Annotated in this window: 20 protein-coding genes and 1 other RNA gene; 12 read left to right on the top strand and 9 right to left on the bottom strand. The window is 65.0% G+C overall.

Annotated features, from left to right (window positions below; genetic code table 11):
* Window positions 1-27: 27 nt before the first annotated feature.
* Entirely contained in the window at window positions 28-927 is a 900-nt protein-coding gene (locus PKE72_RS00750) for a LysR family transcriptional regulator (protein ID WP_271163564.1), read from the bottom strand.
* A gap of 192 nt (window positions 928-1119) precedes the next feature.
* Between PKE72_RS00750 and PKE72_RS00745 the strand changes: the two genes are divergently transcribed.
* The 8 genes from PKE72_RS00745 (at window position 1120) to PKE72_RS00710 (ending at window position 12578) form a co-directional block, all read left to right on the top strand.
* Entirely contained in the window at window positions 1120-1854 is a 735-nt protein-coding gene (locus PKE72_RS00745; RefSeq protein WP_271163563.1) for an SDR family NAD(P)-dependent oxidoreductase, read from the top strand.
* Window positions 1855-1905: 51 nt separating this feature from the next.
* Window positions 1906-2505 carry an NADPH-dependent F420 reductase gene (locus tag PKE72_RS00740; RefSeq protein WP_271163562.1) on the top strand — a complete coding sequence of 200 codons (600 nt, stop codon included), beginning with the start codon at window positions 1906-1908 and terminating at the stop codon, window positions 2503-2505.
* 15 nt (window positions 2506-2520) lie between these two features.
* Window positions 2521-3150: a helix-turn-helix domain-containing protein gene (locus PKE72_RS00735; RefSeq protein WP_309298329.1), complete on the top strand. Its 630-nt coding sequence runs from the start codon at window positions 2521-2523 to the stop codon at window positions 3148-3150.
* A gap of 298 nt (window positions 3151-3448) precedes the next feature.
* Window positions 3449-4489, top strand: a complete 1041-nt coding sequence (locus PKE72_RS00730; protein ID WP_271163560.1) for a LacI family DNA-binding transcriptional regulator — start codon at window positions 3449-3451, stop codon at window positions 4487-4489.
* A 93-nt stretch (window positions 4490-4582) separates the two neighbouring features.
* Window positions 4583-5998: a glycoside hydrolase family 30 protein gene (locus tag PKE72_RS00725; RefSeq protein WP_271163559.1), complete on the top strand. Its 1416-nt coding sequence runs from the start codon at window positions 4583-4585 to the stop codon at window positions 5996-5998.
* 121 nt (window positions 5999-6119) lie between these two features.
* Window positions 6120-9011: a TonB-dependent receptor gene (locus tag PKE72_RS00720; protein ID WP_271163558.1), complete on the top strand. Its 2892-nt coding sequence runs from the start codon at window positions 6120-6122 to the stop codon at window positions 9009-9011.
* A 92-nt stretch (window positions 9012-9103) separates the two neighbouring features.
* Window positions 9104-11059: a glycoside hydrolase family 3 protein gene (locus PKE72_RS00715; RefSeq protein ID WP_271163557.1), complete on the top strand. Its 1956-nt coding sequence runs from the start codon at window positions 9104-9106 to the stop codon at window positions 11057-11059.
* A gap of 19 nt (window positions 11060-11078) precedes the next feature.
* A complete protein-coding gene (locus PKE72_RS00710; protein WP_271163556.1) occupies window positions 11079-12578 on the top strand; it encodes a tryptophan halogenase family protein in 1500 nt (499 codons plus the stop codon).
* A 49-nt stretch (window positions 12579-12627) separates the two neighbouring features.
* On the opposite strand, the gene PKE72_RS00705 is transcribed toward PKE72_RS00710, so the two are convergent.
* On the bottom strand, window positions 12628-13563 hold the full coding sequence (locus tag PKE72_RS00705; RefSeq protein WP_271163555.1) for a FecR family protein: 936 nt from the start codon (window positions 13561-13563) through the stop codon (window positions 12628-12630).
* Window positions 13548-14111 carry an RNA polymerase sigma factor gene (locus tag PKE72_RS00700; protein ID WP_271163554.1) on the bottom strand — a complete coding sequence of 188 codons (564 nt, stop codon included), beginning with the start codon at window positions 14109-14111 and terminating at the stop codon, window positions 13548-13550. Before PKE72_RS00700 ends, PKE72_RS00705 begins: the two co-directional genes overlap by 16 nt.
* A gap of 239 nt (window positions 14112-14350) precedes the next feature.
* Here PKE72_RS00700 and PKE72_RS00695 point away from each other — a divergent pair, with 239 nt between their 5' ends.
* Complete coding sequence (locus tag PKE72_RS00695) at window positions 14351-17287, top strand: TonB-dependent receptor (protein ID WP_271163553.1); 2937 nt, start codon at window positions 14351-14353, stop codon at window positions 17285-17287.
* 118 nt (window positions 17288-17405) lie between these two features.
* Here PKE72_RS00695 and PKE72_RS00690 read toward each other — a convergent pair whose 3' ends face one another.
* Entirely contained in the window at window positions 17406-20123 is a 2718-nt protein-coding gene (locus tag PKE72_RS00690) for a TonB-dependent receptor (RefSeq protein ID WP_271163552.1), read from the bottom strand.
* 298 nt (window positions 20124-20421) lie between these two features.
* Window positions 20422-20800: RNase P RNA component class A (gene rnpB, locus PKE72_RS00685), an RNA gene on the bottom strand.
* A gap of 199 nt (window positions 20801-20999) precedes the next feature.
* Between rnpB and PKE72_RS00680 the strand changes: the two genes are divergently transcribed.
* Window positions 21000-21617, top strand: coding sequence for a methyltransferase domain-containing protein (locus tag PKE72_RS00680; protein ID WP_271163551.1), 618 nt, complete (start codon window positions 21000-21002; stop codon window positions 21615-21617).
* Window positions 21618-21712: 95 nt separating this feature from the next.
* Here PKE72_RS00680 and PKE72_RS00675 read toward each other — a convergent pair whose 3' ends face one another.
* The 3 genes from PKE72_RS00675 to sppA form a co-directional block, all read right to left on the bottom strand.
* On the bottom strand, window positions 21713-22474 hold the full coding sequence (locus tag PKE72_RS00675) for a peptidoglycan recognition protein family protein (RefSeq protein WP_271163550.1): 762 nt from the start codon (window positions 22472-22474) through the stop codon (window positions 21713-21715).
* Window positions 22475-22499: 25 nt separating this feature from the next.
* Window positions 22500-22823 carry a hypothetical protein gene (locus tag PKE72_RS00670; RefSeq protein WP_271163549.1) on the bottom strand — a complete coding sequence of 108 codons (324 nt, stop codon included), beginning with the start codon at window positions 22821-22823 and terminating at the stop codon, window positions 22500-22502.
* A gap of 116 nt (window positions 22824-22939) precedes the next feature.
* On the bottom strand, window positions 22940-24718 hold the full coding sequence (gene sppA / locus PKE72_RS00665) for a signal peptide peptidase SppA (protein ID WP_271163548.1): 1779 nt from the start codon (window positions 24716-24718) through the stop codon (window positions 22940-22942).
* A 221-nt stretch (window positions 24719-24939) separates the two neighbouring features.
* On the opposite strand from sppA, the gene panD reads away from it, so the two are divergent.
* On the top strand, window positions 24940-25296 hold the full coding sequence (gene panD / locus PKE72_RS00660; protein WP_267515709.1) for an aspartate 1-decarboxylase: 357 nt from the start codon (window positions 24940-24942) through the stop codon (window positions 25294-25296).
* Between the two features lie 62 nt (window positions 25297-25358).
* Entirely contained in the window at window positions 25359-26114 is a 756-nt protein-coding gene (locus PKE72_RS00655) for an SIMPL domain-containing protein (RefSeq protein WP_271163547.1), read from the top strand.
* On the opposite strand, the gene PKE72_RS00650 is transcribed toward PKE72_RS00655, so the two are convergent.
* Window positions 26115-26861 (bottom strand): SIMPL domain-containing protein, encoded by a 747-nt coding sequence (locus PKE72_RS00650; RefSeq protein ID WP_271163546.1) that lies wholly within the window; start codon window positions 26859-26861, stop codon window positions 26115-26117.
* Window positions 26862-26939 lie beyond the last annotated feature (78 nt).

Below are 26939 nucleotides of genomic sequence, written 5' to 3'. Positions count from 1 at the left end.
TTCAGCGTGGTAAGATCTTGCCGCGCATCACTCGTCCGGCGCCGACGACCCCATGAGAAGCGGCGCGCGGCCGGCCAGCCTTTGGGACACGAAGTCGATGAAGAGCCTGACGCGCTTGGTGTTGCGCGTCTCGCCTTGGGTGAGAATCCAAAGCGCGCCATTCAGGCGTGGCGCGACGCCCGGCGCCCTCGTCAGCATGGGGTCGGCGTCGCCGACGAAGCACGGCAGCCTTGTCATCCCGAGTCCTTGCCGGACCGCCGCGAGCTGTACCTCCGCGTCGGGAGCCCTGAAAGGCGCACCCGTCGCCTTTATCTCGCCCGCGCTGGCCCAGTCCGGGACGCCACGATCATTGATGACGATCGGCCTGATCGGCCCGGTCGCGCCGACGCGCCATCTGGCCAGCAGATCGCGTGACACGTAGACGCCGCCGGCCAGCTGCGGTCCCATCAGGCCATGCAAATTGAGTGGCAGGGTCTTGCGATCAACGACGAAGCGGATCGCCACATCGGCTTCACGGTTGGTCAGGTTCGCGACTTCGCCCGTCGACAGGATCTCGATCTCGATATCCGGATGCCGTTGGGCGAAGTCTGCCAGGTCCGGCATTAGAAGATCGGCCAGGAATGGCGGCACCGTAATCCGCAGAAGACCGCGCGCGCTCTGGTCGCGGCCGAAGACGCGCGCCTCCAGTCGGTGGGACGACGCTTCCATCTGTTCGGCGAATTCGACGACCTCCTCCCCCGCCGCCGTCAGGCGGTAGCCCGAGGGCCGCTTTTCGAACACCTGCACCCCAAGCCGTTGCTCCATCTGGGCGATGCGTCTGAGCACAGTGGCGTGGTTCACGCCAAGGCGTTCGGCGGCGGCTCTTACCGAGCCGCCTCGCCCGACGGCGAGAAAGTAACGAACATCGTCCCAGTCGATTGAAGCCATGGTGCGATCCTGCACCTCAGCGCGCGAGTTTCAAGGCTCGCGTCGCCACCTCCTGCGTCATCCATTTGCCGTCCGGATTGTTTCCGCACCACCGATGTGCGCCGCTCCGCACTGAACGCCGGCCTATGCCAGACCTACTTCGAGGCTGTCGGACCGCCCCTGGCGGCCAAACGGAACCCGAAAGGAAAGATCATGGGCAAGCTTGAAGGCAAGGTGGCGGTCGTCACGGGCGCGACGAGCGGCATGGCGCTGGCCAGCGCCAAACGCTTCGTGGAGGAAGGGGCGTACGTCTTCATCACCGGCCGCCGTCAGGACGCGCTGGACGACGCGGTGAAGGCGATCGGCCGGAACGTCACGGGCGTGCGCGGCGACGCGGCCAATCTCGACGACCTCGACCGCCTGTTCGAAACGGTCAAGCGCGAGAAGGGTAGGATCGACGTGCTCTACGCAAGCGCCGGCTGGGGCGAAGCCGCGCCGCTTGGTGAGATCACCGAACAGCACTTCGACACGATCTTTGGTCTGAACGCGCGCGGCACGCTCTTCACCGTGCAGAAGGCCTTGCCCCTGTTCAACGACGGCGGTTCCATATTCATGACGGGGTCTGTGGCCTCGATCAAAGGGTTCCCAGGCTACAGCGTCTACGCGGCCAGCAAGGCGGCCCTCCACGCCTTGGCCCGCGGCTGGCTTAACGAGTTGAAGGCCCGGAACATCCGGGTGAACGTGCTGCACCCGGGGCCGATCGCCACGCCAATGCAGGATCAGGTCCTCACCCCGGAGGCCAAGCAGATGTTCGAGTCCCTGATCCCGCGGGGAACGATGGGACGTCCCGAGGAAATCGCCGCGGCCGCGCTGTTTCTGGCCTCGGACGATTCCAGCTTCGTGAACGGCGTGGAGCTGGCCGTCGACGGCGGCTTCTCAGCCATCTGACCTTGTCCTGGATCGGCCGAGCAGCGGATCCATCATCTCAGGAGACACATCATGAGCTACGCGATCATAGGGTTCGGCAAGATCGGCCAGGCCCTCGCTCACGCTTTCGCGCGCCACAGCATCGAGGTGGCGGTCGCCAGCCGCAACCCGCCTGAGGTTCTCGCCCCGCAGGCAAGGGCGATCGGCCCGACCATCGTCGCCACCTCCCTGCAAGAGGCGCTGAAGGCCGACACAATCTTCCTGGCGGTGCGTTCGGAGTCTCATCGCGATGTCGCCAAGGCTCTGCCGAGCTGGAAAGGCAAGACCCTGGTGGACGTTACGAACTCGCAGGCGCCACTGGAGGAGATGGACGGATTGCTGTCTTCAGCCTTCGTCGCCAAGCTCTATGCCGGAGCCAAGGTCGTGAAGGGGTTCAACCACCTGGGCGCCTCCGCCCTTGCGGCGGATCCCGTCGTTCCGGGGGGACATCGCGTCGTCTTCCTCGCGAGCGACGACGAAGACGCTGTCGCGCCCGTGGCGGCCCTGGCCAAACAGCTCGGCTTCGCCCCCGTCAATCTGGGGCGGTTCGACGAGGGCGGCGCGCTCGTCCACGCCCGCGGTCCCACTTGGGGCCCGCTCATCTTCCAGAACATGTTCAAGAAGGAGCAGTAACCCAATTGGGGAAGGGTGTTTCCGCGCCCTTCCCGCCTGCTTTGTGGGCCGTGGCGCGGATGCGTGGTGGGCTCAACGGGTGAACGCAACACGCTACTTTTCCTTGGGAGATGGAGCGTGGATCATGAAGCGGCGGCGGCGGATCTATTACTCGGCGGCATCCGCCCGCCAGATCGGAAGCGGGCGGATCGGGCGCTCAGTCTAGGTGGGCGCGAGGAAATATCTCGAGGGCTCAGCCTCCGCTGCTCGCTGCGGGGCATCGCGCGATTGCTGGGACGGTCGCCCTCGACGATCAGCCGCGAGGTTCTGCGCAACGGCGGACCGGAACGCTATCGCGCGACAAGCTCTGAACAGGCGGCCTGGGACCGGGCCTTGCGTCCGAAACGCTGCAAGCTGGCTTGCCGACCCGCCCTGGCGCGGACAGTATCGGCCAAGCTGCGGCGGAACTGGTCGCCCGAGCAGATCGCCGGCTGGCTCAAGCGCATCTGGCCCGGGGAGCCGCACAATCAGGTGTCGCACGAAACCATCTACCGCAGCCTGTTCATCCAGACCCGAGGGGGTGCGGAGGAAGGAGCGGCGGATCACCTCAGGGCCCGGCGGACCATCCGTCGCTCAAGGCACGCCAGCCTGAAGCGGCGCCTATGAAATCCTCAATGCACAGGACCGCGTCGGACCGCCGCTTCGTGGGCAACTTTGTGGTGATCGCCGACAACATCTCGTCTGGCGTCGCCGGGCCGAAATGCTCGTTCTGATCTGCACGATCTGCGTCAGCCTTGGGGTGTCGCGTGTTCGAAACGTGTGGCTTAGGGAGCTGGCAATCGCCAGGATCTGCTTCAGCGTCACGGTTCTGAGGAGTGGACACTAGCAAAGCAGAAGTCCGCTAGTCCTTGCGGCCGCCGACCCCATGGGTCATCCAGAGATCATGTGGAGACCGGAGAACGGCATGTCGGCCAGAAAGCCCACGATTGATGATGTGGCGCGTCTGTCGGGCGTGGGTCGGACGACCGTCTCGCGCGTGCTTAACGGCGGCCCGAATGTCCGGGAGCCGGTGCGGCGCAAGGTGCTGGAGGCGGTGCAGACGTTGGACTATCGCGTCAATCCGCAGGCGCGGTCCCTGGCGGGAGGCGGCAGCCGGGTGTTGGCTCTGGTTCTCGCGTCCGACCTGGATGCCGAGCCCAACTCCTTTTACGCTTCGGCGCTGGAGCTGGGGGCGGTGCGCGAATGTCTCCAGTCGGGTTTTCAGCTGATTACGCGTCATGTGCCCCAGCACCACCCAGAGGCGGTTCAGCAGGTCATCGATATCGCGATGAACCAGAGATGTCAGGGGGTGATCCTGACGCCGCCCTTTTCGGACAACGCCGACCTGATCCAGCAACTGCGGGCCCGCGGCGTGCATCTGGCCGCCATCTCGCCGGGCGGCGGCGGGCGGGGCCTGGTCGATGCGGTCGGCATCGACGACGAGGCTGGCGGGTGCGACATTGCGCAGTATCTGCTGGGGCTCGGCCATCGCCATCTTGCCTATCTCGGCGGCATCCCTGGGCACTTGTCGGCTGAAAGCCGGCTGGACGGGGTCAGACGGGCGATGCGGCAGATGGGACTGGCCGACGACGCCCTTCGGGTGGAGCACGGGGACTTCACCTTCCGGTCGGGCGGTTTGATCGCCGCGCGCATGCTGGAGCTGTCACCCCGTCCCACGGCGCTGATCTGCGCCAATGACGACATGGCGGCAGGGGCGCTGTCGGTCGCTCACGCCAGGGGCTTGCAGGTGCCGGGCGACCTGTCGATCTCCGGTTTCGACGACACGCCCGTGTCCGCCATTGTCTGGCCGCCACTGACCACCGTCCATCAGCCGCTGAAGGCCATGGGTGGTGAGGCTGTGCGACTGGTGTCGGAGCGAATCACCGGGGCTGCCGGGGACTGGACGTTCCGGACCCTGCCACACGCTGTTGTCGTGCGGGAATCCGCCGGCGCCTGGCACGTGTAACGACGCAGACGCTTGACGACCTCGCTCGCGGCGCCATTATGGAAGCGCTTCCAATTTTAAGGGCGCGTCTGAGACGTCCGCAGGGAGGAAAGCATGAAACGACGGGATCGACTGCGGGCGAAAGCTTGCGTCCTGGCTTTGGCCACGCTCGCCGCCGCCGGATGCGCGTCGGCGCCGGACCGTGCCTGGGTGACGTCGGGCGACCAGTCGCAACTGCTTTCGCCCCAGCGGCTGGTGATGAAAGCCGAGGTCGCGGGCACGGCTTCGCCGACGGTTCTGCTTGATCCGGATGCGCCGCTTCAAACCATGGTTGGATTCGGCGCTGCCGTGACGGATGCGACGGCGCATCTGATCCAGGCCCGGATGACGAGGCAGCAGCGCGACGCCCTGCTCCGCGATCTGTTCGGACGGGAGAACGGCGGCCTAGGCTTTGATTTCACGCGGGTGACGATCGGGGCGTCGGATTTCTCGTTGAGCCATTACAGTCTGGCGGACGCCGAAGATCTGTCGCTGGCCGGCTTTTCGGTTGCACCGATGGCGGCCGAGGTCTTTCCGACGGTGCGCCAGGCGCTGGCGATCAATCCCGAACTCAAGGTGATGGCCACGCCCTGGAGCGCGCCGGGCTGGATGAAGACCACGGGGTCGATGATCCAGGGTGAACTGAAGCCGGAATACTATTCCACCTACGCCGACTATCTGACCCGCTATATCTCGGCAGCCGCAGCCGAGGGCGTCCCCACCGACTATATCAGCATCCAGAACGAGCCGGACTTCGAGCCGGATTCCTATCCCGGCATGCGCTGGGGCGCCGAGGGCAGGGCGCGCTTTATCGGCCGCGACCTGGGACCCCGACTGCAACAGCACGGTCTGGAAACGAAGATCCTCGACTGGGATCACAACTGGGACAAGCCGGAGCAGCCCCTGGGCGTGCTGAACGACCCCACTGCGCGGACCTATGTGTCCGGCGTGGCCTGGCATTGCTACGCCGGCGACGTGGCCGTCCAGTCCCGGGTATTCGATTCCCATCCCGACAAGGATGTTTTCTTCACCGAGTGTTCGGGCGGCGACTGGGCGCCCGGCTTTAAGGACAGCTTCGTCTGGACGATGAAGACCCTGATCATCGGCGCGGTCGAAAACCATGCGCGCGGCGTGCTGATGTGGAACATCGCCCTGGACGAGAATCATGGCCCTCACGCCGGTGGATGCGGCGACTGCCGTGGCGTGGTCACGATCGACAGTCGCACGGGCGCGGTTGAGAGAAACCAGGAATACTATGCCTTCGGGCATGCCAGCCGGTTCGTACGCCAGGGCGCGCGCCGCGTCGCCATCTCGAAACCGGAGGGGCTTGAGGCGGTCGGCTTCGTCAATCCCGACGGCCGGCGTGTGCTGGTGGTTCTCAACGCGTCTGACGCCGAGGCGCGGTTCGAAATCGGTGAAGACCGGCTGAGGGCTGCGGTCGCCTTGCCGCCGGCAAGCGCCGCGACCTACGTCTGGAGCGGGCCCCGCTAAAGCCTGTGTTGCCAAAAACCAATTACGCGGTATGGTGTTGGAAGCGCTTCCAAAATAGCGTCAAGAAGATGGACGCGCGGCTCAAAGGGCCCGCGCCAAGGGAAACGTGAGGGGAGATCACATGCGCAGCGCATTTGCTGGGTTTCATTCAATTCGTCCGCGCGCAGGCGCGCTTCACCTGACGGCTTCGGCCCTGGCGCTGGCCGTGGCGCTGCCGGCGGTCGCCGTCGCCCAGACGGCGCCTCAGGCCGAGGATGGCGCGACCGAGGTCGAGGAGGTCGTCGTCACCGGCTTGCGGCGCGGCCTGGCGGACTCCATCGCCACCAAGCGCCGGGAGACCTCCATCGTCGAGGCGGTCTCGGCCGAGGATATTGGCAAGCTGCCGGACGTGTCGATCGCCGAGTCCATCGCACGCCTGCCGGGTCTGGCGGCGCAGCGCGTCAACGGCCGAGCCCAGGTCATCTCGATCCGCGGCCTGGCGCCGGACTTCACCACCACCTTGCTGAACGGTCGTCAGCAAGCCAGTTCAGGCGACAACCGGGCGGTGGAATTCGACCAGTATCCGTCCGAGCTCCTGTCCGGCGTGGTCATCTACAAAACCCCCGACGCCGAGGTGTCTGGCATGGGGCTGTCGGGTACGGCCGACCTGCAGACCGTTCGGCCGCTGGCGTTCGGCCAGCGCGCCCTCGCCGTGAACCTGCGCGGCGAAATGACCGAAGGCGACAAGTTGAACGACGACGTCCGCAACTACGGCGGCCGTTTCTCGATCAGCTATATCGATCAACTGGCTGACGGCACGCTGGGGTTGGCCCTCGGTTATGCGCATCTGGATTCGCCGTCTCAGAACAAGCACTACAAGGCCTACGGCTATGAGGCTTTCGGCGGCGCGTGCGAACCGAGCGCGCCGGGCTCGACCTGCACCGTGGACTCGGTCCAGCCCGACAGCGCCGACACCGCGCTTCTGCTCAACGGCCAGGAGGTGTTCGCCACATCACGCCTGAACCAACGGGACGCTGTCATCGGCATCGTGGAATGGCGTCCGAACGATCGGCTGCACTCGACCCTCGATGTCTATTATTCCAAGTTCGAGCAGGAAGAGACGACGCGGGGCGCCCAGTGGTTCTCCAACCCGTATGCCGACGGCGCCTACTTCACCGACGTCGTGACCGAGGACCGGGGCGGTTCGCTGTTTGGGCGCAGCGGCACGGTCAACAACGCCGTGCCGATCCTGCGCAACGACTACAATACCCGCGAGGACGAAATCTTCTCGATCGGCCTCAACACCGAATATGAGATCAACGACCGGACGCGGATCGTCGCGGACCTGTCCTATTCGAACAATCGGCGGCGCGAGACCATTCTCGAGACCTACGCCGGCTATGGCCGGGGCGTAGGCGGCGTGACGCCGGCCACGCCCGATATCGGCCGCACCTATGATGTGATCGGCTTCACGATCAACGACGACGGCTATCCCTCCTATTCGGAAGGGCTGGACTACGCCGATGCGTCACAGGTGACGCTGGGCGATCGCGCGCCCTGGGGCGGCTGGGGGCATGACGGCGCCATCCGCTTCCCGGACGTGGAGGAAAGCATCACCTCGACGGATCTGAAGATCCAGCGCGACATGGACGGCTTCTTCACCACCTTCACCGCAGGCGTGAACTACGCAAAGCGCGAGAAGTCCAAGCGCGTCGATGACTATGATCTCTTCCTGAAGAACGGGCGCCAGCAGGTCTATGTCGACGCCCAGTATCTGGAAACGCCAGTGTCCTTGGCCTGGGCGGGCTTCGGCGACGTGCTCGCCGTCGACATGAGCCGGGCGCTCGACGTCTATTACGACCGCGCCCCGATCCTCGACGCCAACTATTTCGACAAGAACTGGGACATCGAGGAGGAGGTCACCACGGCTTTCGTCAAGCTGGACTTCGAAGGCGGTCGCTGGCGCGGCAATGTGGGCATGCAGGCGGTGGTTCAGAACCAGGAATCGACCGGCGTCGTCATCAACGGCACCGAGCCGGGCGCGCCCATCGATCCAATCTCGGTGACCAAGGGCGCCGAGTATCTGGACATTCTGCCCAGCCTTAACCTGATCTACGACCTGGGCGGCGGCCATCGGCTTCGTTTTGCGGCCTCTCGCACCATGGCGCGACCGCGGATGGACGAGATGCGCGCCAATGTGACGCCGGGCTTCAACTCGCTGGTCTGTTCGGGTCAGCCCTGTCCGCCGGGGTCGACCGTCAATCCGTGGTCGGCGTCCGGCGGCAATCCGGAACTTGAGCCGTGGCGCGCCAACGCCTTCGACCTTGCCTACGAATGGTACGTCGACTCCACGACCTACCTGTCGATCGCCGGATTCTACAAGGATCTGGAGACCTACATCTACACCCAGAACGGCACCTTCGACTTCAGCGGCATTCCCTTGCCGACGACGGCGTCCGCTATTCCGTCCGACGTGACCATCAGTCCCATCGGCCAGATCAGCCTGCCGGCCAATGGCGACGGCGGCACGGTGCAAGGGCTGGAGGTCAGCGGCGCCCTGAACTTCGGCACCGTCTGGGAGCCGCTGGACGGTCTGGGCGTGCTGGGCAGCATCTCCTTTACCGAGTCGGATCTGAACCCGGCGCCGGACGGCCAGAATGTGCGTATCCCAGGCCTGTCGGGCACGGTCTACAATATGACCGCCTACTACGAGCGCGGCGGCTTCCAGGCGCGGATCAGCAAGCGGTTCCGCGAAGCCTTCAAGGGCGAGGTCGTGCAGTTGTTTGCCACGCGCGGCTACACCGAGATCCTGGACGACGAACAGATCGACGCCCAGGTGGGCTACACCTTCGAACAGGGCCCGCTGGAAGGCCTGGGGGTGTTGTTCCAGGTCAACAACCTGACCAACTCGCCCTACCGGACCCGCCTGGGCCTGGACAGCGGCGGCACGACGACGGCGGACGGCGGTTCGCTGCCCGAAACCTATGAAGAGTACGGCCGGCAGTTCCTGTTCGGCGTCAACTACCGGTTCTAGGGCGTCCCTCTCCGAGCCCTTAGCCTCCAGGGCGAGGCGGCCATGCCGTCTCGCCCTCTTTTTTGATCGATACCTGTAACCGAGAGACGGCCATGACCTTCCGCAAGACCAAGCTTCTCCCGCTGCTGCTGCTGGCCGGATGCGCCCTGGCGCCGATGAGCGCCGCCGCTCAGCACGAGCGGACGGATTGGCCGGCCCTGACTGCGGCCTACGCCCCAGACGCCGCGATGGAGGCGCGGATCGCCCGGATCGTCGCCGGCATGACCCTGGCGCAGAAGGTGGGCCAGATGACCCAGCCGGACGTCCGCTACATCACGCCGGAGGAGGTGACGCAGTATTATATCGGCTCGGTCCTGAATGGCGGCGGCGCCTGGCCGGCCATGAACAAGCACGCGACCGTCGCCGAATGGGCCGCCCTGTCCGACCGCTATCACGACGCCGCTCTCGCCGCCGACATGGCGGCGAAGATCCCGCTGATCTGGGGCACGGACGCGGTCCATGGCCACAACAACGTTTCCGGCGCCACGCTCTTCCCACACAACATCGGCCTGGGTGCCGCCCATGATCCCGAACTGATCGAGCGGATCGGCCGGGCCACGGCGCGTCAGGTGCGCGCCACCGGCATAACCTGGGTCTTCGCCCCGACCCTGGCGGTGGGCGAGAACCGCCGCTGGGGCCGCACCTATGAGAGCTATTCCAGCGATCCGCAGCAGGTGGCCGAATACGGCGAAGCCCTGGTGCGCGGGCTGCAAGGGGATCTGACCGGCGACGGCGACGTGGTCGCCACGGCCAAACACTATATGGGCGACGGCGGCACCTTCAACGGTCAGGACCAGGGCGAGGCTCGTGCGAGCCGCAGCGAGATGATCAATCGCCACGGCGCCGGCTATTATTCGACCATTGAGGCCGGGGTGCAGACCGTAATGGCCTCCTACAGCAGTTGGAACGACGTCGCCGCCGGTCACGACTACGGCAAGATGCACGGCAGCCGTGAAATGCTGACCGACGTGCTGAAGGACCGACTGGGCTTCGACGGTCTGGTCGTATCCGATTGGAACGGGATCGAGCAGGTCCCCGGTTGCACCAAGGCCGAATGCGCCCAGGCGATCAACGCCGGCATCGACATGATCATGGTCCCCGAGGACTGGAAGGCCTTCATCGGCAATACCATCGCCGATGTGGAGGCTGGGCGCATCCCGATGTCGCGCATCGACGACGCCGTGACGCGGATCCTGCGGGTCAAGATGCGGTCGGGCCTGTTCGATCATGCGCCGTCGGAAAGCCGCTACAACGGGCAGGCCTCGGCCGTGGCCGCGACCGATCTGGCGCGTGAGGCGGTGCGCAAGTCGGTCGTCCTGCTGAAGAACAACGACCGCGCCCTGCCGCTGGTCCAGGGCGAGAAGATCCTGGTCGTGGGCGACAGCGCCGACAGCCTGTCCAACCAGACCGGCGGCTGGTCCCTGACCTGGCAGGGGACCGAGAACGTCAACGCCGACTTCGCGACCGGCAGCACCCTGTTGGCGGCGCTGAAGGCGCAATTGGGGGCGGAGAATGTCGTCTATTCAAGGGACGCCGTCGGCGTGGACCTGACGCAGTTCGCCAAGGTCGTGGTGGTGCTGGGGGAGACGCCCTATGCCGAATATCATGGCGACGTCCGCTTCCCCGCGCCGGTCCAGTACAGCCACCTTCGTCCCAATGACCTGGCGCTTCTGCACGCGGTCTCGGGCAAGGGCGTGCCGGTGGTGTCCGTGTTGTATTCAGGCCGTCCCGCCTACGCCAACGACCTGATCAATCTGTCGGACGCCTTCGTCGCGGCCTTCCTGCCCGGCACCGAGGGGGCCGGCCTGGCCGATGTCTTGTCGGGTGGTCGCTATGACTTCACCGGACGCCTGTCCTTCGCCTGGCCGGGGTCGGCCTGCAGCACCGGCGAGCATGCGGGCGACGTGGTGCAGTTCGCGCGGGGCTTTGGCCTCAGCTACGCCCGGCCCGCGACGACGGGCGAACTGCCCTTGCCGACCACCCCCGGCGCCTGCGACGCTGCCGACTGACTGTGTTTTGGGGGCGGATGTGCGGCAGCTGAAGACAATCCTGATCGTCGGCGGTGGATCCGCCGGCTGGATGGCCGCCGCCCTGTTCTCCAAGCTGTTCAAGGGGCTGTATGAAATCGCCCTGATCGAGTCCGAGGCCATCGGCACGATCGGGGTGGGCGAGGCGACGATCCCGGCGATCAAGACGTTCAACGACTTGATCGGTCTGGACGAAAACGACTTCATGCGCCGCACCCAGGCCAGCTTCAAACTGGGCATCCAGTTCGTCGACTGGGACCGGATCGGATCAAGCTATATCCACGGCTTCGGCGTGATCGGCCGGGACCTGGAATGGCTGCGCTGCCATCAGTACTGGCTGAAGATGCGGGCGGCGGGGAAGGCGTCCGACCTCGCCGCCTATTCGATCAATACGGCGGCGGCGCTGCAGAACCGCTTCATGCGCGCCGACCCGAAACGACCGACCTCGCCGCTGGGCCATATCGCCCACGCCTTCCATTTCGACGCCGGCCTCTACGCCAGATATCTGCGCGGCATGTCCGAGGCGGCGGGCGTGCGACGTCGCGAGGGCAAGGTCGTATCGGTGAAGCTCAAGCCCGAGGACGGATTTGTGGAGTCCGTCACGCTTGAGGATGGAGCGGTCGTATCGGCCGACTTGTTCATCGACTGCTCGGGCTTCCGCGGCCTGATCATCGAACAGGCGATGAAGACCGGGTACGAGGATTGGTCGCACTGGCTGCCGTGCGATCGGGCCATGGCCGTGCCCTGCGCGCGGACCGAACCCTTTACGCCCTACACCCGTTCGACCGCCCGCCCGGCCGGCTGGCAGTGGCGCATTCCGCTTCAGCACCGCACGGGCAACGGGCACGTCTATTCCAGCCGTCATATGGACGATGAAGAGGCCGAGCGAATCCTGCTGTCGAACCTGGACGGCGCCCAGATGGCCGAGCCGAACCGCATTCGCTTCCTCGCCGGCAAGCGTCGGCAGATCTGGAACCGCAACTGCGTGGCGGCGGGCCTGGCCTCCGGTTTTCTCGAGCCGTTGGAATCGACCAGTCTGCACCTGATCCAGTCCGTACTGATCCGGCTGGTGCGCATGATGCCGGACGCCGGTTTCGATCCCGCCACCATCGCCGAGTTCAACCGTCAGACCGATTTCGAATACGAGCGGATCCGGGACTTCATCATCCTGCATTACAAGGCCACGGAACGCGACGACACGCCGTTCTGGCGCTATTGCCGCGACATGGACGTCCCTGTGACGCTGGAGCGGAAGATCGACCTGTTCCGCGCCAACGGCCGGATCTTCCGCGAGGACGACGAACTGTTCGCCGAGGAAAGCTGGATCCAGGTGCTGCTGGGGCAGGGGATGATCCCTGCCGGCTATGATCCGCTGGTCGATGTGACGCCCGAGGCGGACATCGAGCGGTTCCTGGCGGACGTGGAAGCCGTCATCGGCAAGTGCGTCGCCCTGATGCCCTCTCACGCTGACTATGTCGAAAGGGTGTGTCCGGCCGCGTGAGATGTCCGCGTCCGTCGAACCCGACCGACCTTACAAGGTTCGCTCTCGCTCAGGCGGTCCCGGAGGACAGCCGCCAGTATGGTCCCTCTCGTCGGATCTGGACGCCTCGCAGATCCCGCAGAGCTCTGGCGAAGGCGGCGGTATCGCCTGCCTCGAACACGCCGTCTATGAGCAAATTTCCAAGCTCTTGGTCGTCGAGCAAGAGCGGGGTCTGGCTGTAGCGGTTCATCTCGGCGACCGCTTCGGACAGGCGGGTGTGGTCGAAGCTGATCCGGCCCTGTCGCCAGTCCTCGATATAGGCCGCACGCGCCGGCGACAGCGGGGCGGTCGGCTGGCCGTGGATGTCGATGCGGACCGCCTGACCGGCGGCAAGCGACAGGCCCTTGGCGTCGACCGCGCTCCTGGCGCCGATATCGACGCTGCCTTCCAGCAGATCGACGTCGGTAAAGCTCGAATGGCGACGGACGTTGAACCGCGTCCCCGTGACGTGGATGCGGGCCTCATGACTGAAGACATTGAAGGCGGCGCCGTCCAAATGGGCGACGTCGAAGAACACCTCGCCCTGCTCCACCACGACTTCACGGCGATCGCCGTTGACCCGGGCGACGATGCGGCTGTCGGTATTGAGGGTGGCTTCGGTTCCGTCGGACAGGCGGATCGTGCGGCGTTCGCCCACGCCGGTCTCATGGATCACCGGCTGCTGTCGCCACAGGAACACTCCGCCGATCGCGACGCCGGCCGCGAGCGTCCCGCCGATCATCCACGCGCGGCGGTTCATCTGCGCGCCTGCCTCCGCCCGCGCTGCACCCGGCTTGAAGTCGGCGGAATCCAACTGCCCCAGAGCGTCCCAGACCTCGGCGACCTGGCCATGGTCCGCATGGGTGACGCCGGTCTCGCCCGCTTCTTCTTTCAGGCGATCGGCGACAAAAGCATCGGCTTCGACGTCGCGCGGCGCAGGACGGAAGGGAATTACTGTTCGAACCATCCACAATCCTTAAGCTTGTGCCGGCAACGGGCAAGGGCGTCCGCCAGGAGGCGCTGGGTCGTACGCAATGGGATGCGCTGGCGTTCGGCGATCTCGACCAGGGTCAGCCCCTCTACGCGATGCATCATCAGCACCATTCGCTGATCACGCGTCAGCGACGCGATAGCGCGGCGCAATAGGTCGGCGTTTTGCTGCCAGCGGACCTCATCGAAAGGAGATGGACCGTCGTGAGCCAGATCGTCCGACACCTCGACATGCCGGTCGGCGGCGCGCCCCAGCCGTCGACGGCGCAGGTCGCGGGCCACGCTGTCGGCGGTCTTAAAGACATAGGTGGCGTTGAACTCGGGAGGCGGCACGCCACTCGCCAGCCGGGTGAGCCTTAGATAGATGTCCTGTAACGCGTCGTCGACATCGGCAGGCGCAAGGAAGCGCCGCAGGTACGCGCGCAGTCGGGCGTCGAACCGCCGCATCAAGTCGGCCATGATGGCGACCGCCGGATCGGCGGCGCTGCGTGAAGCTGTCATCGATGGGCCGACGCCGTCAAACATCCGAACTCGCTAGTCTGTACCTCAAGAGACGCAGCGCCGTCGACAAGCCGCCAAATCTGCAGCCGCCATGTCATCAATCCATTGCAGCCGCTCCATAGAAGCCGTCGCAGTCGAGGGTCATCACGGATCGTCCCACCATGGGCTGCGGCGGACGTCACGCTTTCCTACGGTCTGTCGGCGGCGCGGTCCTGGCCGTCTCAATCCTGCCGGCGTCTGTTTCGGCCGCCGGGCAGGCTCCATTGTTCGACGTCCCCGCCCAGCCGCTGCCGTCTGCTTTGCGAGCCCTTGCGCGGCAAGGGCGCGTCCAGGTCCTGTTTCCCGCGGAACGGCTTGAGGGGCGGCGGAGCCGCGCCGTCGTCGGCCGGCTTGAGACAACGCGCGCCTTTGACCTGGCTTTGGCCGACGCCGGCTTCGCAGCGCGCCGGGTGGATAGCCGAACCTTCGTCATCGTCTCCCGGGCCCAGCCGTCGTCGCCGCCTCCCATCGAGGCGCCGCCCGCAGATTTGGAACCGATACAGGTGGTGGCGCGCCGTGCGGAAATTGACGAGATTAGCCGTCGCGGGGCCACGGATCTGGACGCCCCCACATCCGTACGCAGTCTTTCCCGCGAAGACATGGAACGCGGCGCAGCGCAGAACCTGTCCGAAGCCCTCGGCGATCTGCCGGGCATGACGGTGATCAATACCGGGCGGTCCTTCATCGGCGGCATCGACTCGGCCTCGCGCGGTGAAGGCCTCTACACCGCCTATCGAGGCCTGAACGCCGAGTACAATCTCAGCATGATCAACGGCGTGTCTGTGGCCCAGGGCCTGCCCTACTCGCGGGGAGTCCAACTGAACCTGCTTCCGCCGGACGCCTTTCAGACCGTGGTGGTGCACAAGACCGGCCGCGCGGATCTTGACGGTGATTTCATCGGCGCCGCCCTGGATTTCCAGACGCCGGGACCGACGGACCCGTCCCAATCGCCCTGGACCGCCATGGCCGTCGCGGGGCGGATCGAGACGCGGTCGCGGGACTACGGAGAGGCGAGCCTGGGCGAGGCGGTCCGGATCGAGCACGGCCGCCGCCTTGGCGCCCAGGGGCAGTTCGGTCTCTATTTAGCCGCCGCTCACGAGGACCGCAGCTTCGTCAACTCGGAACTGGCCGGGGTCATGGCCGCCCAGAACGACCGGGGCTGGGCCTATGCGGTTTCAGGTTCGGCGGCCGGCGGAGCGCCGGACGCCGACCGTCCGCAAGAGGGGTTGGTTCAGACGAGTTTGAATGTGGGCGTCTCCAGTGGGCGCAGCCGTTTGCAGAACTACGCCCTGGCGCTGGATTGGCGCGCGGCTCCTGGCCTGGACGTCCGTCTGAACGCCACCCACGCTCAGGCGCGCACCGAGCAGAACTCCACCTTCAGCCAGGTCGTCAGCGGCGCTCAGTCCTGGATCGATGACGGATCGGGCGTCTATCGTCTATCGGTGCAGGATCTGTCGACGCGGGTCTGGTACGAGACAAATCCGGACAATGTTTCCCTGTCGACGCTTAGTCTGACGGCCGACGCGGTCTCCGACAGATGGCGGCTGACGCCCTATCTGTTCGCCAGTCTTGGCGAGAGCGGGCGCCCCGATCATCTTGAGGCCTCGGCCTGGGTCAACCAGAAAGACGGCTATAATACCGCGCGGACCTCGCGCCCCTTCGGTGGTGTGACGGTGACCTATCGCGACGGTCTGCCGGTTCCACAGTGGCCTCAGAGCGTGTTCGATGATCTGAACCATGCGGGCACAGTGCTGCTGGCGCGTCGCGCCGGTCAGCGCACCGAACAGTTCAGCGAGCAGATGCGATACGGCGGCGGCTTCGGTCTGACCTTCACGCCGAAGCGCGGGCCCTGGCGCAGCCTTCGGATGGGCGCAAAGCTCGGGCGGAGCGATCGTGATCTGACAGACCGGAACTGGACCAACGCCTTCTTCGGCGACGTCTATCAGACGGCTGGTCTGACGTGGGAAGCCCTGGGGATCGCCAAAGGGACCTATGCCGAGGTGTTTCCTGGTCTTTACGACTGGTCGATCCCTCGGGTCGATCACGACCGGCTTGAGGCCCTGTTCGAGGCCAATCGCACGGCTGCCAGCTTCAACACCTGCGGCGTCCTCTACGTCAACAACCTCAACTGCAACAGCCAGTCAGGCCATGAGACCGTTCAGGCCGTCTATGTCATGGCCACCCATGCGGTCGGAGTCTGGGAGACTCAGTTCGGGCTGCGTCAAGAAAGGACGCGCATCGCCAACCGGTTCTGGGTCATGCCCGATACGAGCAATGTAGAGACGCCCGGCGAATGGGGCGCCAGCCGCAGTGGGTATGACAAGCTCTTGCCCAGTCTGAACCTGTCGTACCGCCCCGATGACCGGAGCGTCTGGCGGGCGGCGGCCTGGCGGTCGTATAGCCGCCCCGCCTTCATGCAACTGGGCGGCGGCGTCACGACGGAGACCGTGGATGGCGTGACGACGGTGACGCGCGGCAATCCGGATCTGAAAAGCGCCGACGCCTGGAACCTGGATCTTGCGCACCAGACCTGGCTGCCGGGCGGCGGGGCGCTTAGCCTGTCCGCCTATGCCAAACGGATCGATCACTACCTCTACGAAAGCGGCTCCAGCCTGGACGTCGGGGTGGTTCCGCAAGAGGCCGCCGTCACTGTGGTCATGCCCCGCAACGGCGGACGCGGCGACACGCGCGGCCTCGAACTGGAGTGGTCCCAGCCCTTGGGCGACCTGTTCGATCTGGGCGGCCAGGCCAGCCTGGATCTAAATCTCAGCCGACAGTGGTCCCGTGTCGATCTGGGCGAAATTCTCGGCCGGTCCCAGCCCATGTTGAACGCCCCCGAATGGTTGGGAAATGCGGAACTAGCCTATGCCCAGGGACGCGCCGCCGCCTATCTGAGCTTAAACTACACCGGCGCCTATCTATCGGCCTATGATGTCCTGGAAGCGGAGGGCGACTGGGATAATCTGTGGGTTCGCTCCCTGACCCGGCTGGACGCGCGCGCCCGGTGGCGTTTCGACCAACAGACGCGGCTGGACATCATCGTGACCAATCTGACGGGGGCGTACAGCTATTGGGCCCACGTGGGGCGCAACAGCATGGCGCTTTCGGACGTGGTCGATTCCGGTCGGCGCGTCGCGGTTAGTCTGCGCACCATCTTCTAGAAGCCGGTGGTCCCGATCATGACGGTGAGCCGCGCGGCGGTGAATGGGCGGATCATGAAAATCTCAAGGAAAGAGGGCCCGGCGCGCTGGGGAAACGCGCCGGGCCCCCAAGCCGACGTCAGAAGTCGTACTTCAGCGTCAGCAGGGTGGTGCGGCCGGAATTGACCACGTCCGAAAGCGCCAGGCTGTTACGCCCGACGTGAGCCCAGTAGCTGTAGTCCTCGAACAGGTTGGACACCGACAGGTCCAGCATCACCCCGTTGTCGAAGGCGTAGCCGGCGTGCAGGTCGGTCCGGCGGGTCGGCCGGGTCCAGTAGTCCAGGCCGGCGACGCGGTTGTAGGCCGTGATCGTCTCGCCCGAGTAGTTCCAGTTCAGATCGAGCGTCAGGTTGCGCCAGGCGTAGTTCAGCTTGACGTTGGCCAGTTCGTCCGGCGCGTTCTGCATCCGGTGTTTCTCGCCGCCGCCGATGTCCACCTCGGTCCATTGACGGGTGTAGTTGGCCCCGGCGCCGAAGCCCGACAGCCAGCCCGGCAACATGTCGAAGGCCTGGTACAGCTGGATCTCGATACCCTTGACGTAGCCGTCGCCGCCGTTGGTCGGCGAGACGATGGTCACGCGATCAAAGGTCTCGCCGTTGTATTGGGTGCCGCCGCCGTTCGCGCCGCCGTTCACGGTCGTCGAGCCGTTGTCGTACATGTAGTCCGACAACTGCTTGTAGTAGCCGCCAACCATGGCGTAGCCGCCGAAGGCGTTGCTCCACTCGGCGGAGGTGTCGAAGTTCCAGGACTTCAGCGTCTCCAGGTCGGGGTTGCCGCGCGTGACGGTGATGGAGTTGTCGCCCCGCTCGGTCGTCTCCGACCCGCCCAGTTGAACCAGGGCCGGACGCATATAGGCGCGGGTGATCGAGGCCCGGTACACAGCGTCGCTGGTGGGACGATAGTTGACGAACAGGCTCGGCAGCCACTCATTGTACTCGGTCGAGTTCGACTCAAACCGCTTCGCAGAGACGTCGTTGTTCCAGTAGGTGTTCTCGATCTGCGTATGTTCGTAGCGAAGGCCCGGAATGACCTCGACCGCGCCCATATCCCACTTGCCGGTCACATAGGCCGCGGCGACATTCTCGTCGCCCTTCAGCGTGTTGCAGTTCAGGTAGCACAGGTCGGCCGCGGCGGCCGCGGCGTCGAAATACTGGTTGAACAGCTCGACGAGACGGTCGTGGTTCACCTTTGGCGCACGGATATTATAGAGGCCCGGATAGGCCGAGTCGAAATAGCCTTCGACCAGACCCAGTTCATCCCAGGTCACGCCGGCGCGGCCCAGCAGGTTGGCGAAGTGATCGTTGGTCCAGTCGTGGCTGCTGACGCGGCGATGGCTCTCAACGTATTTCACGCCCGTCTTGACGTAGGACAGGGCGCCGCCGTCGAAATCGTACTGGGCGTCGAAGCGAGCGCCGACCTTCTGCTGGTTTGAGAACTGCTCCGTGCGCTGTCCGGCGCGGCGAGCCAGAAGGGCTGTGCCCGAGTTGTTGACCAGATTCTGCTGCGCCGGGGTCAGCAACGGGATCGGATAGCCGTCGGTGTCATAGCCGGCGAACAGGCCGCTGTAGGGCAGGGTCGAGCCGTTGTTGTAGCGGTCCGACTGGTTGTTGCGCATCGAGGCTTCGATATGGTCCGGGCGGTCGTTGCCGCCGTAGGAATAGAAGAGCGACGGCGACAGGGTCCAGGCGCCGTACCGCTTCACGGCCCCGAAGGTCAGGGTGCTCAGGTCCGCGTCCTCGGGATTGGTCGTGTACCAGACCCGTACCGAGGAGTTGGTCAGGTTCAGATCATACAGACCCGTCGCGGCGTTGAGGACGCGGGCGCGGTTCTGGATGAACTGGTTCAACGTCGAGTTCTGCTGGGTTTCCGCAAAGGCGTAGGAGCCGCGCAGATAGACGTCCAGGCTGTCGTCCGCGCGCCAGTCCAACGAGAAGTTGCCGCCGAAACGCTCGGTGTAGCCGGTCGAGACGCCGACGTTCAGGCTCGTCAGGGCCAGGTTGGCCTCCTGGTCCATGCCGTCCGGATTGACGCCCGCAGCCGAGTTTGTGGCCGAGTGCAGATAGGCCCAACCGCCGTCGTTCTGGGCCGCCATCAGACCCGCGATCATGGAGTTGGCGAAGTTGCGCTTGTCGTAGAAGGCGCTGACATAGAGGCCGAACTGGTCGTTCTGGCCGAAGCGGCGCGCGATCTCGCCGCTGACGCCGCCGCCCAGACCGTCCTCGTCATAGTCGCGGGCGCGGCTTTCGACCCGGCCGGAGACCGACAGGGACGCATAGTCGTCGGCCATGCTGAAGGCCGAAGGCGTGACGAAGTCGATCGTGCCGCCGATGGCGTCGCCGTCCATGTCGGCGGTCGAGTTCTTGTTGACCACGATGGTCTTCAGGCCCGACGGGGGCAGCAGCGACAGTTGCACCTGGCGCGAATAGGGCATGCCCTGGGCGGCGTTGACGCCGTTGATCAGGGCCAGGGTGAATTCGGAGTTCATGCCGCGGACGCCGACGAACATGCCTTCGCCGCGCGAAGCGCCGTCGACGCCGCCGAAGAAGGAATTGCCGGTATTCTGAACACTGATGCCCGGAAGCAGGGCCAAGGCCTCGGCGACATTGTGTACCGCCGTATGTTCCAGGTCTTCGGCCGACATGACGCTGACGGCGTTGTCGCTGCGCATCTGTGTGCGCATGGCGTCGTTGCGGGTGCCGACCACGGTGATCGTGGCGACTTCGGCCGTGTCCGCCTCAACGGACGACTGATCTTGAGCGATCGCCTGGGTCGCCCCCAGTACGGAAAGAAGCGCCATTGAAGACGCTAGAAGTCTGGCTTTGAACGAAAGATTTTTCATCGACCGCAGTCCCTAAACCGGAGCTGAGATATGCCCCCATGTCCAAGGACGCGGCCGGCCGCGTGACCCGCCGAAACTACATGAATGCTTCACAATCTCTCAGGTTAGACCTGACCAGATTATCGCCTGACGGGTGGTGGAGCCGCAGATTGTCGGCCCTTCTCAAGGGCGTTCTGATCCGCCGTCGATCCTCTGAAAAGCTTGGGACGACGCTGAGGATGGGAAGGGGCGGGAGGTGAAACTCCAGGCCGAAAAATTTGCCAGACGGCCTGTAAGCCGGGTTTTGTTCCGCTCAAAGAACGGCGACGATCATTCCTCTGGACCGTCCATTGCTGAACGGTTCTCGCGACCTACCCGGACATCTGAGGCGGTGAGCCCCGCGAGGCGAACCCCGCGCGATGTCCCTATTTGGTCTTGCTCCAGGCGGGGCTTGCCATGCCGTCCCTGTTGCCAGGCACGCGGTGGGCTCTTACCCCACCCTTTCACCCTTACCGGCCTCGCAAGGCCGGAGGTTTGCTTTCTGTGGCGCTATCCCTCGGGTCGCCCCGGGCGGAAGTTATCCGCCGCCTTTTCACCGTGGAGCCCGGACTTTCCTCGACGGACGCAAAGTCCGCCGCGACCGCCCAGCCGTCTGGCGGGGGCTAGATGCGGGAATGCGAGAACTAGGTCAACATCAACTCGCGCTTCGGACGAGAGAACAAAGCCAATCGTCGGCAAAAAGAATGGGCGGCTCACCATTCTCTCACAGAGATATCCGCAGGCGATCAAAACGGCGCGGACAATCCATCAAATTTTGCCCACGGTGCTATTCGACGATGACATTCGAATAAAACCGTGGTCGGTAGCTTCTCGGTCACAGCAGAAAAAGAGTGCATCCCTATGGAGGCCAGAAACCCGCGCGAGCTTTTCCTAGACTTGGTGGAAAAAGAAAAGCCGAGCCCCGTTTTAGAAATTGGCACCCACCAATCGGTTCCAGGACAATCAACACATCACATGGCGTGGTTTCCTCATATAGAGCGGGAAAATTACACCATGTCGGACATATTTTCGGGAGAAGACGTCGATGAAGTTGCAGATATTCATAACATCCCTGACCATTGGAATAGCAAATATCAGGCGTTTATTTCGCTATCAGTTTTTGAGCACCTTGATCGCCCTTGGATTGCAGCTAGGCAGATTGAACGTCTTTTAGCTCCAGGGGGACTTTGCTACATTAGAACGCATCAGTCATTTCCTTTACATGGATTTCCTCATGATTTTTTCAGGTTTTCTGAGAAGGGTTTATCTCTAATACTCAATGATGCTGGTCTTGAAGTTCTAAGCTCAGGATACGAAGATCGGTGTAAAATTATTCCACCAGACCGCGTTGTTCATTACTATATGGTGGACCAATGGAATGAGAATCATCCATCTTACATCCACGTTCACATTGTCGCCCGAAAACCATACTGATGGCATGGAATAGAGTAAATGGTCACTCGCAATGCTGTTGCAATTTTAGAACGATGATAAATCTATAGCTGTTAAGGGGTATTGACCCCTCGATATCAGTTTAAGATGCCCGTGACGCTTTCGACGCTGGCCAGTTGCAGCAATCCCACCAGCCGCGCCCGCGTCTCGCCGTCAGCGACGCCGTCTATGCGTTCAGGCCGCCAGTGGCGCTGGAAGGCGCGAACCGTGGTCTCGGTCTCGGCGTCATAGTCGCCGCCGGGCGTTAGCCCATAGCCCAGCCGATGCAGGCCTGCGCGCAGCACCACGACCCCGATACCCTGGTCGCCCTTTTGCAGCAGGCCGCCCAGGGCCTTGATCCGTTTGGCGGCGGGTTCAAACCACAGGCCGTGTCCCACCTCGGCCAGCCGTTTCCAGGGGAAGAGCTCGCCGGGATCCGTCTTGCGCTCGGGCGCCAGGTCGGAATGGGCGATGATGCGGTTGTCGGGAATGGTCCAGCGGTCGCGGATATCGCCGATCAGGGCGATGACCGCCGCGATCTGGGCCTCGGGGAAGGGGCGATAGCCGAACTCATGGCCGGGATTGACGATCTCGATCCCGATCGAGGCGGCGTTGCAGTCGGTCTCTTCCTGCCAGACGCCGGCGCCCGCATGCCAGGCCCGCCGTTCCTCGGGCACGAGTTGGAAGATGCGGCCGTCTTCCTCGACCAGGTAATGGGCCGACACCTTGGCCTCGGGGTCGCGCAGCCGCGCAAGGGCGGCCTCGCCCGTCTCCATGCCGGTGTAGTGGAGCACCAGCATGTCGGGCGGTGCAAGACGCGCGTTGAAATTCGGCGAAGGCGCCGCAATCAGGTCTTTCATGACTTCTGGTGTCGAGCGCTCGGCCTCAGCGGCCGTGGCGCTCCCAGCCGTAGGCGACCCAGGTGCCGTCCACCTTGTGCGCCTCGATCACGTCGGGATCCCCGGCGCGACGACGCGGCGCCAGGTTGCGACGCGCCCGCATGGCCAGCCCGGCCAGAAAGACCAGAACCCCGGCGAACAGGGCGATCACCGCGACCGCTGCGGCGGTGAAGACGGCCAGGACCGCGCCGACGGCCAGGGCGGCGACGGCGGCGATCAGACCGGCGATCCACATCACCGAGGCCACCAGGCCGTTGGGCCGGCGGCGGGCGGCGAAGCCCAGTGTGGCGAGACGTTCAGGCTGGAACATGGGTCATCCTTTCAGGCGTCCCGAGGAACGCCTTTGGTTCAATGTCGGTCCATTGGGCCCTGCGGTCAATGGATCGCCCCCTCACGCCTGTGTGCGATGGATCGTCACGCCCGCCCTCAGAACATCGGCTGGTCGGCCAGGACCACCGCGCCCTCGCTGCGCATCCGCTCGCCCTCGATGCGGCGCATGACCGCCTGGGCCTGCGGATCGGCCATGACGCCGCCCAGCATGACCAAGGCCTGGGCCGCCTCGCTCTGGACCCCGAACATCTCGGACAGGGCTTCCCACGGCGACTTCTGCTTGGGGAAATGCTTGAAGCGGACGGACTCGCCGGCCGGGATCTTGGCCAAGGCCTTGGCCTTGGCCACCGCCTCGGTTAGGCCGCCCAACTGGTCGACCAGGCCCAGGGGCAGGGCCTGGGCACCGGTCCAGACGCGGCCCTTGGCGATCTCGCGCACCCGCGCCGGCGCCAATTTGCGGCCCGTCGCCACGCGCGTGATGAAGTCGTCGTAGATCCGATCCATCGAGCCGGCGAAGGCGGCGCGCTGTTCCGGGGTGAAGGACTGGGTCGGCGAGAAGGCGTCGGCGTACTGGCCGCCCACGGTCAGTTCACGCATGTCCACGCCGAACCGGCCCAGGGCGTCGGCGATCACGAACTTGCCGCCGAACACGCCGATGGAGCCGGTCAGGGTCGAGGGCTGGGCCACGATCCAGTCGGCCTCCGAACTGATCCAGTAGCCGCCCGAGGCGGCGTAAGACCCCATGGAGATCACCACTGGCTTGCCGGCGGCCTTGGCCGCGCGCACGGCGGCCAGGATCTGTTCCGAGGCTTCCGGCGATCCGCCCGGCGAAGAGACGCGGAAGACGATGGCCTTCACGGCCTTGTCCTCGATGGCGTCATAGATGGCCTCGGCCGTGTCGTCCGAGTGGATCGACGAGCCGCCGCCGAAGCCGCCGCCGTCGCTGCGTCCGGTCACGATCGCGCCTTCGCCGCCGACGATGGCGATGGCGTTGCGGCCCGACCCGGTGCGCTCGCCCTTGTCGGAGACATATTGGGAGAATTCGACGATCTCGGCGCCCTTGCCGGCGCGACGCTTGATTTCGGCCTCGGCCTCCTCGGCCTGGCCGATCTTGTCGATCAGCTTGTTCGACAGGGCCTGATCGGCCGAATAGGGGCCGGCCTCGATCACGGTCTTCAGGGCAGCCGGGGTGGTCTTGCGGTCCTGGGCGGCGTTGGCCAGGGCGCTGTCATACAGCGAGGTCATCCAGGCCGTCATGGCCTCGCGGTGCGCGGGGGTATAGTCGCTCTGGGTGTATTCGTTGACGGCGTTCTTGTACTCGTAACGCTGCTCGAAATCGGCGCGCACCCCGTACTTCTCGAACGCCCGGCCCAGGAACAGGCTGTCGGCCGAGAAGCCGGTGGCCTGGAAGCCGGCGGTGTTCTGCATCCACAGTTCAGAAGCGGAGGCCCCGACCATATAGGTCGACATCACCGCGCCGGCCGGGGCGAAGCCCTGGCTGTGGGCAATGACCGGCTTGCCCGAGGCGCGGAAGCGGCGGATCGCCTGGCGCAGTTCGTCGGCCGTCGCCGGGGTCATGCCGCTTTCCGGCAGGCGGATCAGCACGGCCTTGACGCTGTTGTCCGCCTCAGCCTGGGCCAGACCGTCCACGACCTGAAGCACCGACAGGCCCGAGCCGCTGAAGGCGGCGAACGGATTGCTCGACGGTTGGTCGGTGACGCCGTCCCGCAGGTCCAGTTCCAGCACCATTGTCGCGGGCGTCGTGGGCTTGGAGGCGCCGGCGATGGCCACGGTCAGCAGCACGACCGGAATGACGACGACGAACAGGATCAGTCCGGTGAAGACACCCAGAACCGTCAAGAAGAATTGCTTCATGGGAGAAGGCGCGCTCGCAAGGGCCGAAATGGCTCGGCTTCACCATAGAGCGGGAACGGTCACCGTCAAATGAACGTCCCGCAACGCCCGCGCGTCGCATCGCCTCGGTTCCGGCATGTTGCGGCGCCGCGACACGATTGATGCGGACCTCTTAAATCCCTATATGAGCCGCCTGCGAGCGGGGGCCTATCGCCCCGTGTCATGTTTCGGAGACCGCGCCCATGCTGGTCACCCTGATGAAGTCCAAGCTGCACCGCGCCACGGTGACCCAGGCCGACCTCGACTACGAGGGGTCGATCGCCATCGACATGGACCTGCTGGACGCGGCGGGCATCTTTCCGCACGAACAGGTCGATGTGCTGAACATCACCAACGGCGCCCGTTTCACCACCTACGCCATCGAGGCCCCGCGCGGCTCGAAGGTCATCGGCGTCAACGGCGCCGCCGCCCGCCTGGTCCAGAAGAACGACAAGGTGATCGTCGTCACCTACGGCCAACTGCCGCAAGAAGAAGCCCGCCAGTGGACGCCGAACGTCGTGCTGCTGGACGACAACAACGAGATCAAGCGCGCGGCCTGATCTCCGCTTGACGCAACCTTGGCGGCGTTCTTTCCTCATCGAAATAGGGGAGGACGCCGACCATGATCCGATATTGCACCGCCGCCGTCGCGGCTTTTGCGCTAGCCGCGTCAGGACCTGCGCTGGCGCAAGAGCGTTCGGTGCAGGCGTCGATTACGGTAATCGGCCGGGGTCATACGGAGACCCCGCCTGACCGGTTCACGGTCTCGGCCGAGATCGAGGGGCGCGGCGCATCCCAGGTGCTTGCTCTGCGGGCCTTGGCCGACGCCCAATCAAAGGTCTCGGACGTCGCAAAGCTTGAAGGGTTGGACAAGGTGTCCTTCACAACCGGCTCGCCCGCGCTTAGGCCCACCTTCAGCCCGTCCTGCGGCGGGTCCGGATATGATCGTGATACCGACGATTGCCCCATAGTCGGCTATGTGGCGTCCATGTCGCTGACGTTGGAAGCATCTCCGATCGCACGGGCGGGCGACGCCTTGTCCCTCATTTCGGAACGAGGGGCTCGGAATGCCAGCGTTCAGGCCTTCACCCTCGCCGATGTTTCGCAGCAGGAAATTCTCGCCCAGCGCGCCGCCTTCGAGGACGCCCGGCGTCAGGCTCAGGCGCTAGCTACGGCTTCCGATCAGAGGATTGTGCGGCTCGTCCGGCTTCAGGATCCTTCCGCAGGGCAATACCCGCCCGCAGAGCTTCTGGCCATGCACAGGGTGGACGAGGTCGTGGTCACCGGCGCGCGTGTCCGTCCGACCGTGTCTCTCGACGTCGCGCCCCCGCCCGTGCGGACGGAGGCGCGTGTTCTCGTCACCTTCGAGATCGAGTGATCAGCGGGCGATGTCGTAGACGCCGGTGATGTCGATCCGGATCGTCAGCTCACCGGCGGCGACCGGTGTGCTGGCGTCCTCGCGCATCGCCATGGCGCGGACGGCGAAGATCGGTTGGGGCTCGGGCGAATAGCCGCCGCCTTCGCTCAGGTTGCGGATGCCCGAGAGCTGAACGTTCAGCGCCTGGGCGTACAGCTGAGCCTTGGCCTGCAGAGCCCGCACCGCCATCTGGCGCGCCTGGTTCTCGGCTGCGGTCGGATCCTTCAGGCCGAAGCTGATGCCGTCGATCTGGTTGACCCCGGCGGCGACCACGGCGTCGGCGGTGGTCCCGACCTTGGTCAGGTCGTTGATGACCACCGTCACCCGGTTCACGGCCTGATAGCCGCGCAGCTTGGGCGGTTCGTTCTGCACATAGTCATATTGCGCCGACAGGTTCAGGCCCGAGGTCTGGACGTCGCGCTCGGCAATCCCGGCGCGGCGCAGGGCGGCCATGACCTCGGTCATCCGGCTCGCATTGTCGCGCATGGCCTGCTGGGCCGTGGGGGCCTCGGTCTGGACGCCGAAGCTGATGGTGGCCATGTCCGGCGCGGCCTTGACCTCGCCATGAGCCGACAGGTTCAGCGACGGTGCGGGCTGCATCATCTGCACCGGCTGGGCGGTCTGGGCCATCGCCGGCGCCGTCGCGCTCAGGGCGACCGCCGCCGTCAGGGCGCTGCCCAGCATCAGGGATTTGAACGCGCTTTTCATGGGGGGTAGTCTCCGTAGAACGATCCCGACCGACGGGTTCGTCGATCCATGGCCGCAACCTTGGCCTTTTATGCCTGA

This window comes from Brevundimonas intermedia, assembly GCF_027922165.1.
In the GTDB taxonomy this organism is placed as follows: Bacteria; Pseudomonadota; Alphaproteobacteria; order Caulobacterales; family Caulobacteraceae; genus Brevundimonas; species Brevundimonas intermedia.
Note: the sequence above shows the minus strand (reverse complement) of the source record. Positions and strands in the feature narration are given on the sequence as shown.

Bases quoted from the DNA above. Each gene is read 5' to 3' on its own strand.
- PKE72_RS00670 (WP_271163549.1), bottom strand. From the start codon at position 22,823: ATGTTCCAGCCTGAACGTCTCGCCACACTGGGCTTCGCCGCCCGCCGC.
- PKE72_RS00700 (WP_271163554.1), bottom strand. From the start codon at position 14,111: ATGTTTGACGGCGTCGGCCCATCGATGACAGCTTCACGCAGCGCCGCC.
- PKE72_RS00720 (WP_271163558.1), top strand. From the start codon at position 6,120: ATGCGCAGCGCATTTGCTGGGTTTCATTCAATTCGTCCGCGCGCAGGC.
- sppA (WP_271163548.1), bottom strand. From the start codon at position 24,718: ATGAAGCAATTCTTCTTGACGGTTCTGGGTGTCTTCACCGGACTGATC.
- PKE72_RS00725 (WP_271163559.1), top strand. From the start codon at position 4,583: ATGAAACGACGGGATCGACTGCGGGCGAAAGCTTGCGTCCTGGCTTTG.
- PKE72_RS00705 (WP_271163555.1), bottom strand. From the start codon at position 13,563: ATGGTTCGAACAGTAATTCCCTTCCGTCCTGCGCCGCGCGACGTCGAA.
- PKE72_RS00655 (WP_271163547.1), top strand. From the start codon at position 25,359: ATGATCCGATATTGCACCGCCGCCGTCGCGGCTTTTGCGCTAGCCGCG.
- PKE72_RS00675 (WP_271163550.1), bottom strand. From the start codon at position 22,474: ATGAAAGACCTGATTGCGGCGCCTTCGCCGAATTTCAACGCGCGTCTT.
- PKE72_RS00730 (WP_271163560.1), top strand. From the start codon at position 3,449: ATGTCGGCCAGAAAGCCCACGATTGATGATGTGGCGCGTCTGTCGGGC.
- PKE72_RS00650 (WP_271163546.1), bottom strand. From the start codon at position 26,861: ATGAAAAGCGCGTTCAAATCCCTGATGCTGGGCAGCGCCCTGACGGCG.
- PKE72_RS00745 (WP_271163563.1), top strand. From the start codon at position 1,120: ATGGGCAAGCTTGAAGGCAAGGTGGCGGTCGTCACGGGCGCGACGAGC.
- panD (WP_267515709.1), top strand. From the start codon at position 24,940: ATGCTGGTCACCCTGATGAAGTCCAAGCTGCACCGCGCCACGGTGACC.
- PKE72_RS00690 (WP_271163552.1), bottom strand. From the start codon at position 20,123: ATGGCGCTTCTTTCCGTACTGGGGGCGACCCAGGCGATCGCTCAAGAT.
- PKE72_RS00715 (WP_271163557.1), top strand. From the start codon at position 9,104: ATGACCTTCCGCAAGACCAAGCTTCTCCCGCTGCTGCTGCTGGCCGGA.
- PKE72_RS00740 (WP_271163562.1), top strand. From the start codon at position 1,906: ATGAGCTACGCGATCATAGGGTTCGGCAAGATCGGCCAGGCCCTCGCT.
- PKE72_RS00750 (WP_271163564.1), bottom strand. From the start codon at position 927: ATGGCTTCAATCGACTGGGACGATGTTCGTTACTTTCTCGCCGTCGGG.